Raw genomic sequence first — 331 nt, forward strand, 5'->3', positions numbered from 1 at the left:
GGGTGCATCCGGCAGGCGGAGGAGACGGGCATGGTCGTGCCGATCGGGGAGTGGCCGCTTCGTACCGCATGCACGCTTGCGCGGCGCTGGAGCCAATCGGAGGTCGGGCCGCTTCGCATGTCGGTCAATCTGTCCAGCCGCCAGTTCGTCAGCCCCGACTTCGCCGAATCGGTGGAGCGTGTCGTACGCGAGACGGGCATGTCTCCTGAGTTCCTGGACCTCGAGATCACCGAATCGATGACGATGGACGTGAACCGCTCAATCGAGACGCTCCGCCAGCTCAAGACGCTCGGCGTCTCCATCTCGATCGACGACTTCGGCACGGGCTACA

1 protein-coding gene is annotated in these 331 nt (G+C 64.7%); it reads left to right on the forward strand.

All coding sequences use genetic code 11. The features are described from left to right. Positions 1 to 331: EAL domain-containing protein (locus KVT38_RS25365; RefSeq protein ID WP_217596543.1), on the forward strand; the 331-nt coding region annotated here is incomplete at both ends.

This window comes from Cohnella sp. GbtcB17 (genome assembly GCF_019091135.1).
In the GTDB taxonomy this organism is placed as follows: Bacteria; Bacillota; Bacilli; order Paenibacillales; family Paenibacillaceae; genus Cohnella.